7 protein-coding genes and 1 pseudogene are annotated in these 8,374 nt (G+C 60.7%); all 8 read left to right on the plus strand.

All coding sequences use genetic code 11. From position 1 onward, the window contains the following. Positions 1-641, plus strand: a 641-nt coding sequence (locus AC1DVH_RS22945; RefSeq protein ID WP_477755739.1) for a 2-deoxy-5-keto-D-gluconate 6-phosphate aldolase domain-containing protein, incomplete at its 5' end; no start/stop codon positions are given. Positions 642-790: 149 nt separating this feature from the next. Continuing rightward, a complete protein-coding gene (gene iolE, locus AC1DVH_RS22950) occupies positions 791-1,684 on the plus strand; it encodes a myo-inosose-2 dehydratase (protein ID WP_477755740.1) in 894 nt (297 codons plus the stop codon). Continuing rightward, positions 1,681-2,523, plus strand: a complete 843-nt coding sequence (iolB, locus tag AC1DVH_RS22955) for a 5-deoxy-glucuronate isomerase (RefSeq protein ID WP_477755741.1) — start codon at positions 1,681-1,683, stop codon at positions 2,521-2,523. Before iolE ends, iolB begins: the two co-directional genes overlap by 4 nt. A gap of 44 nt (positions 2,524-2,567) precedes the next feature. Further along, complete coding sequence (locus AC1DVH_RS22960; RefSeq protein ID WP_477755742.1) at positions 2,568-4,070, plus strand: CoA-acylating methylmalonate-semialdehyde dehydrogenase; 1,503 nt, start codon at positions 2,568-2,570, stop codon at positions 4,068-4,070. Between the two features lie 25 nt (positions 4,071-4,095). Next, positions 4,096-4,917, plus strand: coding sequence for a TIM barrel protein (locus tag AC1DVH_RS22965; protein WP_477755743.1), 822 nt, complete (start codon positions 4,096-4,098; stop codon positions 4,915-4,917). A gap of 147 nt (positions 4,918-5,064) precedes the next feature. Further along, positions 5,065-6,996, plus strand: coding sequence for a 3D-(3,5/4)-trihydroxycyclohexane-1,2-dione acylhydrolase (decyclizing) (gene iolD / locus AC1DVH_RS22970; RefSeq protein ID WP_477755744.1), 1,932 nt, complete (start codon positions 5,065-5,067; stop codon positions 6,994-6,996). 42 nt (positions 6,997-7,038) lie between these two features. Then, complete coding sequence (gene iolG / locus AC1DVH_RS22975; RefSeq protein ID WP_477755745.1) at positions 7,039-8,064, plus strand: bifunctional inositol 2-dehydrogenase/D-chiro-inositol 1-dehydrogenase; 1,026 nt, start codon at positions 7,039-7,041, stop codon at positions 8,062-8,064. A gap of 137 nt (positions 8,065-8,201) precedes the next feature. Beyond that, positions 8,202-8,374: pseudogene (locus AC1DVH_RS22980) on the plus strand (sugar phosphate isomerase/epimerase); the annotation flags it as partial.

Here is an 8,374-nt window from a genome sequence, read left to right on the forward strand (position 1 = left end):
ATGCCGCCACCGGTCGCGGCTGGTGGGTGGCGCGGCCGGTGGAAGTCCAGGGTTCGCGGCCATTGGCCTTCGAACACGGTCGCTCCATCGGCAGCAACCTGATCGCCTGGCCGCAAGAGCAGATCATCAAGTGCCTGGTGCAATTTCATCCCGACGATGAGCCTCTGCTGCGTCTGGAACAGGAGGCGCAGATCAAGGGTTTGTATCAGGCGTCCCAGGTCAGCGGTCATGAACTGCTGCTGGAAATCATCCCGCCCAAGGATCACCCCTCGGCCTACCCGGACGTGCTGTATCGCGCCCTCAAACGCCTCTACAACCTGGGCATCTACCCGGCGTGGTGGAAGATCGAAGCGCAAAGCGCCGAGGAGTGGCAGCAACTCGACGAACTGATCCAGGAACGCGATCCGTACTGCCGAGGTGTGGTACTGCTGGGCTTGAACGCCCCGGCATCAGCGTTGGCCGAAGGCTTTCAACAGGCCAGTCAGAGCCAGACCTGCCGCGGGTTCGCCGTGGGCCGGACGATTTTCCAGGAGCCGAKCCGTGCGTGGTTGGCCGGGGAAATCGACGATGAGGCGCTGATTCGCCAGGTGCAGGGCACGTTCGTTGAACTGATCGATGCCTGGCGTGCGGCGCGGAACTGAACATTTTCAATGTGTGAACACTGAACCTGTGGGAGCGAGCTTGCTCGCGATGGGGCCTTCAAAGGCACCAAAAGCATCGCGAGCAAGCTCGCTCCCACAGGGTTTAGTGCCGCATTCAATGGTTATGTAAAACAATAAAAGGTGCAGCCATGCCCGCTATCCGAATTGGCATCAACCCGATCTCCTGGAGCAACGACGACCTGCCGTCCCTCGGTGGCGAGACGCCATTGAGCACCGCCCTGAGCGAAGGCAAGGAAATCGGTTACGAAGGTTTTGAACTCAACGGTAAATTCCCCAAGGACGCCAAAGGCGTCGGCGACGTGCTGCGGCCCTATGACCTGGCGTTGGTGTCCGGCTGGTACTCCAGTCGTCTGGCGCGGCGTTCCGTGGCCGAGGAAATCGACGCCATCGGTAGTCATGTCGAGCTGCTGGCGAAGAACGGCGCCAAGGTGCTGGTCTATGGCGAGGTCGCGGACTCCATCCAGGGCCAGCGCATTCCTCTGGTCGAACGCCCGCGCTTGCACACCGAACAGGCCTGGCAGGAGTACGCCGACAAGCTCACCGAACTGGCGCGCTTCACCCTGTCCCAGGGTGTGCGTCTGGCCTATCACCACCACATGGGCGCTTACGTCGAATCCCCGGCCGACATCGACAAACTGATGGCGTTGACTGGCAGCGAAGTCGGCCTGCTGTTCGATTCGGGCCATTGCTACATGGGCGGCGGCGAACCGTTGCAGGTGCTGCGCAAACACATCGAACGCATCTGCCACGTGCATTTCAAGGACGTGCGCAAACCGGTCGTGCAGCTGGCGCGCAACAACCTGTGGAGTTTCCCGGACTGCATCATCAACGGCACCTTCACTGTGCCCGGCGATGGCGACATCGATTTTTCCGCGTTACTCGACGTGCTGCTGGCCGCCGATTACCACGGCTGGCTGGTGGTCGAAGCCGAACAGGATCCGGCGGTGGCACCGAGTTATGTCTACGCGAAAAAGGGCTACGACACCTTGCGTGCACTACTCGACGAGAGGACCGCGCGATGAGCCTGTTGGTCAAAAGCAATTCACGCGGCCGGACCATGGTCGAGTTGGGGCAAGGGGAACTGGAATACGTCGGCTTCGCCGCTTACCGCCTGAGCCTCGGTGAGTCCCTGCCGGTCTCGGCGGGTGATAAAGAACTGTGCCTGGTGCTGCTCAGCGGCCGGGTCAGCATCAAGGGTGAAGCGCCGGGGCAGGGCGCGTTCGACTGGGACAACATTGGCGATCGGCAGTCGGTGTTCGAAGACAAGTCTCCGTTCGCCGCGTACTTGCCGCCCGGCAGTCAAGCCCAGGTGGTCGCCCTGAGTGATGTGCAAATCGCCGTGTGTTCCGCGCCTGGCTTCACTACTGAAGCTAGCAGCGAAAAGATCGCAGCCTTCGGCAGCTCCTACAGCCCACGCCTGATCAAACCCGACACGATGAAGCGCAGCGTGCGCGGCAAGGGCGCCAATACCCGTTACGTCTGCGACATCCTGCCGGACACCGAGCCAGCCCATTCACTGCTGGTGGTCGAAGTGCGCACGCCGTCCGGACATTCCTCAAGCTACCCGCCACACAAGCACGACACCGACGACCTGCCGCACCAGAGCTTTCTCGAAGAAACCTATTACCACCAGATCAACCCGCCCCAGGGCTTCGTGTTCCAGCGGGTGTACACCGACGATCGCAGCATCGATCAGGCCATGGCCGTGGAAAACAGCGACCTGGTGGTCGTGCCCAAGGGGTATCACCCGGTCAGTGTGCCGTACGGCTACGAGTCGTATTACCTGAACGTGATGGCCGGTCCGAAACGCGTCTGGCAGTTCCATAACGATCCGCAGCACAGCTGGCTGCTGGATCTCTGAATTCCAAGGTCTGAATTCCACTATCTGCACGGAGAACAATAACGATGAGCGACGCCCAGGTAATCGGCCATTACATCGACGGTCAGGTGCAAGACACCGGCAGTGAGCGGTTCAGCAATGTCTTCAACCCGGCCACCGGCAGCGTGCAGGCACGGGTCGGGTTGGCCAGCGAGAGGACCGTGGACGAGGCGGTCGCATCGGCCCTCAAGGCCTTTCCAGCCTGGTCCGAGCAATCATCCCTGCGCCGTTCGCGGGTGATGTTCAAGTTCAAGGAATTGCTCGACCGCCATCACGACGAACTGGCAGAAATCATCAGCCGTGAACACGGCAAGGTGTTTTCCGACGCCAAGGGCGAAGTCACCCGTGGCATCGAAATCGTCGAGTACGCCTGCGGTGCGCCGAACCTGTTGAAAACCGAATTCAGCGACAACATCGGCGGCGGCATCGACAACTGGAACCTGCGCCAGCCGCTGGGTGTTTGTGCCGGGGTTACGCCGTTCAACTTCCCGGTGATGGTACCGCTGTGGATGATTCCGCTGGCGCTGGTCACAGGTAACTGCTTCATCCTCAAACCGTCCGAACGCGATCCGTCCGCCAGTTTGTTGATGGCGCGGTTGCTGACTGAAGCCGGTCTGCCGGATGGAGTGTTCAACGTGGTCCAAGGTGACAAGGCTGCAGTCGATGCGCTGCTGCAACACCCGGACATCGAAGCGATTTCCTTTGTCGGTTCGACGCCGATTGCCGAGTACATCCATCAGCAAGCCACCTCCCGGGGCAAGCGCGTGCAGGCCCTGGGCGGGGCGAAGAACCACATGATCGTCATGCCCGATGCGGACCTGGATCAAGCTGCTGATGCCTTGATTGGCGCGGCGTACGGATCAGCCGGTGAGCGCTGCATGGCGATCTCGATTGCCGTGGCGGTGGGCGACGTCGGCGACCGCTTGATTGCCAAGTTGCTGCCACGCATCGATCAGCTCAAGGTCGGCAATGGCCTGCAGGGTGACAACGATATGGGGCCGTTGGTGACAGCCGAGCACAAGGCCAAGGTCGAAGGCTTCATTGACCAGGGTGTGGCTCAAGGTGCGCAGCTGATTGTCGATGGTCGTAATTTCAAGGTGCCGGGCGCCGAGAATGGCTTCTTCGTTGGCGCGACGCTGTTCGACAAGGTCACGACCGAGATGAGCATCTACCAACAGGAAATCTTCGGTCCGGTGCTGGGCATCGTGCGTGTGCCGGACTTCGCCAGCGCGGTGGAGCTGATCAACGCCCACGAATTCGGCAACGGTGTGTCCTGCTTCACCAGCGACGGCGGCATTGCCCGAGCCTTCGCCCGCACCATCAAGGTCGGCATGGTCGGCATCAACGTGCCGATTCCGGTGCCCATGGCATGGCATTCGTTCGGTGGCTGGAAGCGCTCGCTGTTCGGTGATCACCATGCCTACGGCGAAGAAGGTATCCGCTTCTACAGCCGCTACAAAAGCGTGATGCAACGCTGGCCCGACAGCATCGCCAAGGGCCCTGAATTCAGTATGCCGACAGCCAAATAATTCACTTGTGCGGAGAACAACAATAATGAGCAAACCCCTGCGTTTCGCCCTGAACCGTATGGTCGCCCCACGTTTGTCCCTGCCCGCGTTCATCGAGTTGGCGGTGACCCTCAAGGCCGACGCCATCGAGATCCGCAATGACCTCAAAGGCGTCGAGATAGAAGACGGCACCGCACCCGAGCGCGTGCGTGAGTTGTGCACGGCCAAAGGCATCACCGTGCTCTCGATCAACGCGCTGTATCCGTTTGATGTGTGGAACGACGAGCGCCGGGAGCAGGCCTCGAAACTCGCTGCTTATGCCCGGGACTGCGGCGCGCAAGGGCTGGTCATGTGCCCGTTGAACGACCGTGCCGACCCGCGTACCGAAGCCGAGCGCGCTTCAGGTCTGCGTACGGCGTTGAGTCAGCTGGCGCCGATCCTGCGCGATCACGGGATTCTCGGGTTCATCGAACCGCTGGGTTTCGAAGAGTGCTCGCTGCGCCGTAAACGCACGGCGGTGGACGCGATCAAGGCCATCGGCGGGCTGGATGTGTTCCGTCTGGTGCATGACACCTTCCACCATCACCTGGCCAGTGAGCATGAATTTTTCCCCGAGTTGACCGGGCTGGTGCACATCTCCGGGGTCGAGGATGCCGGGGCCCCGCTGGCGACCATTCGCGATGGTCACCGGGTGCTGGTGGGCGAAGGCGACATTCTCGGCAATGCGGCGCAGATCGACACCTTGCTCGCTACCGGCTACAGCGGCTACCTGTCGTTCGAACCGTTCGCCGACAGCGTGCATGGGCTGGCGGATATCGAACGGGCGATCGGCGCGAGCATGGATCACCTGAAGAGCACTTTGGCTTGACACATTCCCTGTAGGAGCTGTCGAGTGAAACGAGGCTGCGATCTTTTGATCTGGCTTTTTAAGATCAAGATCAAAAGATCGTCCGATCGCGGCCCGAGCCTTCGGCAGCTCCTACAGGAATTGGGTGTGCATTTGAAAGGATCGGACATGACCACAACAAGACTGACCATGGCCCAGGCCCTGGTGAAATTCCTCGATAACCAGTACATCGAGGTCGATGGGGTCCAGAGTAAATTCGTCGCCGGGATCTTTACCATCTTCGGCCACGGCAACGTGCTGGGCCTGGGCCAGGCCCTGGAGCAGGACAGTGGCGACCTGATCGTCCATCAGGGGCGCAACGAACAAGGCATGGCCCACGCCGCCATCGGTTTCGCCAAGCAACACCAGCGGCGCAAGATCTACGCTTGCACTTCGTCGGTGGGGCCTGGTGCGGCGAACATGCTGACCGCTGCCGCCACCGCGACAGCCAACCGTATTCCCTTGCTGCTGTTGCCCGGCGATGTCTACGCCTGCCGCCAGCCCGACCCGGTGTTGCAACAGATCGAGCAGTTCCACGACCTGAGCATCAGCACCAACGATGCCTTCAAGGCTGTCAGTAAATACTGGGACCGCATCAACCGTCCCGAGCAACTGATGACGGCGGCGATCCACGCCATGCGCGTGCTCACCGACCCCGCCGAAACCGGCGCAGTGRCCCTGGCCTTGCCGCAAGACGTGCAGGCCGAGGCCTACGACTATCCCGATTACTTCCTGCAAAAACGCGTGCACCGTATCGAACGTCGTCCGGCTACCGAAGCGATGCTGGGTGATGCGCTGGCGCTGTTCAAAGGCAAGCGTAAACCGCTGATCATTTGCGGCGGCGGGGTCAAGTACTCTGGCGCCAACTCCGCGTTGCAGGCGTTCGCCGAGCGCTTCGATATTCCCTTCGCCGAAACCCAGGCCGGCAAGAGTGCAGTGGTGTCCAGCCATCCGCTGAATGTTGGCGGTATCGGCGAAACCGGTTGCCTGGCGGCGAATTCGCTGGCCAGGGACGCTGATCTGATCATCGGCATTGGCACCCGTTACAGCGACTTCACCACCGCCTCGAAATCCTTGTTTCAGCACCCGGAGGTGCAATTCCTCAACCTCAATATCAGCCCTTGCGATGCCCTGAAACTCGACGGCGTGCAATTGCTGGCGGACGCCAGAACCGGTTTGTCGGTGCTGGCCAAAGCGCTGGGTGATTATCGCTCGAGCTGGGGCGATCAACCCCGTCAGGCCAAGGCGCAACTGGATGAGGAAGTCGATCGCATCTATCAAGTGGAATACCAGGCCAAGGATTTCGTCCCGGAAATCAACGACCACATGGACCCGGCAGTGCTGCGCGAATTCATCGAGCTGACCGGCTCCTGCCTGACCCAGAGCCGCGTGCTCGGGGTGCTCAATGAAACCCTGGCGGACGACGCAGTGATCGTCGCCGCCGCCGGCAGCTTGCCTGGCGACTTGCAGCGCAGCTGGCGCAGCAAGGGCGTGAACACCTACCACGTCGAGTACGGCTATTCCTGCATGGGTTACGAGGTCAACGCTGCGTTGGGCGTGAAACTCGCCGAGCCGGATCGTGAGGTCTATGCGCTGGTGGGCGACGGCTCTTACATGATGCTGCATTCCGAACTGGCGACCTCGATTCAGGAGCGGCGCAAGATCAACGTGGTGCTGCTGGACAACATGACCTTTGGCTGCATCAACAACCTGCAGATGGAACACGGCATGGATAGCTTCGGCACCGAGTTCCGCTTCCGCAACCCGGAAACCGGCAAGCTCGATGGCGGCTTCGTGCCGGTGGATTTCGCCATGAGCGCGGCGGCTTATGGTTGCAAGACTTACAAGGTGAACACCGTTGAAGAGCTGAAGGATGCCCTGGCGGATGCGCGCTTGCAGACGGTTTCGACGCTGATCGATATCAAGGTTTTGCCCAAGACCATGATTCACAAATACCTGTCGTGGTGGCGGGTCGGTGTGGCGCAGGTTTCCAACAGTGCCCGTACCGATGCGGTGGCCAAGACCCTGAACGAACGACTGGCCAAGGCCCGTCAATACTGATTGCCCCTGAAACCAACAACAAATTTTCACAGGAGAATCTTCATGTCATTGCTCTCTGATTCACTGCGCATTGGCGTCATCGGCACCGGGGCCATCGGCCAGGACCACATCCGTCGTTGCAGCCAGGCCTTGCTCAACAGCCAGGTCGTGGCGGTGACCGACATCAATTTGCAGCAAGCGGCCAAGGTCGTTTCCGATCTCAAGCTGACCGCCGAGGTTTATCCCGACGGTCACGCCCTGATCAAGGCGCCGGAAGTCGAGGCGATCCTCGTTACCTCCTGGGGGCCGAGCCACGAAGAGTTCGTGCTGGCAGCGATAGCCGCCGGTAAGCCGGTGTTCTGCGAGAAACCGCTGGCGGTCACTGCCGAAGGCTGCCGCAAGATCGTCGAGGCCGAAGTGGCCCACGGCAAGCGTCTGGTGCAGGTCGGTTTCATGCGTCCGTACGACGAGGGTTATCGCGCGCTGAAATCAGTGATCGATAGTGGCCAGATCGGCGAGCCGTTGATGCTGCATTGCGCCCACCGCAACCCGACCGTGGGTGAAAACTACAAGACCGACATGGCGATCACCGACACCCTGATTCATGAGCTGGACGTGCTGCGCTGGTTGCTTGACGACGATTATGTCTCGGTGCAAGTGGTGTTCCCACGCAAGACCAGCAAGGCCCACGCCCATTTGAAAGACCCGCAGATCGTGCTGCTGGAAACCGCCAAGGGCACGCGCATCGACGTCGAAGTGTTCGTCAACTGCCAGTACGGCTACGACATCCAGTGCGAAGTGGTGGGGGAGACCGGCATCGCCAAACTGCCGGAACCGTCGCAGGTTCAATTACGTAGCGGGGCGAAGCTGTCCAACGCGATTCTGATGGACTGGAAGGATCGGTTCATCGCGGCGTATGACGTTGAGTTRCAGGCGTTCATTGATGGTGTGCGAGCCGGGCAGGTCGGCGGGCCTTCGGCGTGGGATGGTTTCGCCGCCGCCGTCGCCGCAGATGCGTGCATCGAGGCGCAGAACAGCGGGGCGATTGTCAAAGTCGGCCTGCCAGAGCGCCCACACTTCTACGGCTAACTATTAACCCATGTGGGAGCGAGCCTGCTCGCGATTGCGATCAGACAGTCACATAGATGTTGGATGTGCTGCCGCCATCGCGAGCAGGCTCGCTCCCACAAGGGGCAAGGCGCAGGCCTTGGTTTAGGAGAACAATCATGCGCATCGCACTCGACCCCTACATGTACCGCACCCTTTCCCTGGGCAAGATGGTCGACAAGGTCGCCGAGCTCGGTTACGAACACATCGAGCTGTCGCCCCGGGAAGATTTCCTGCCGTTCTACAAGGCCCCACGGGTCGACAAGGCGCGAATCAAGGCATTTCGCAAAGC

The sequence above is a fragment of the Pseudomonas sp. P4_C3 genome (genome assembly GCF_056402075.1).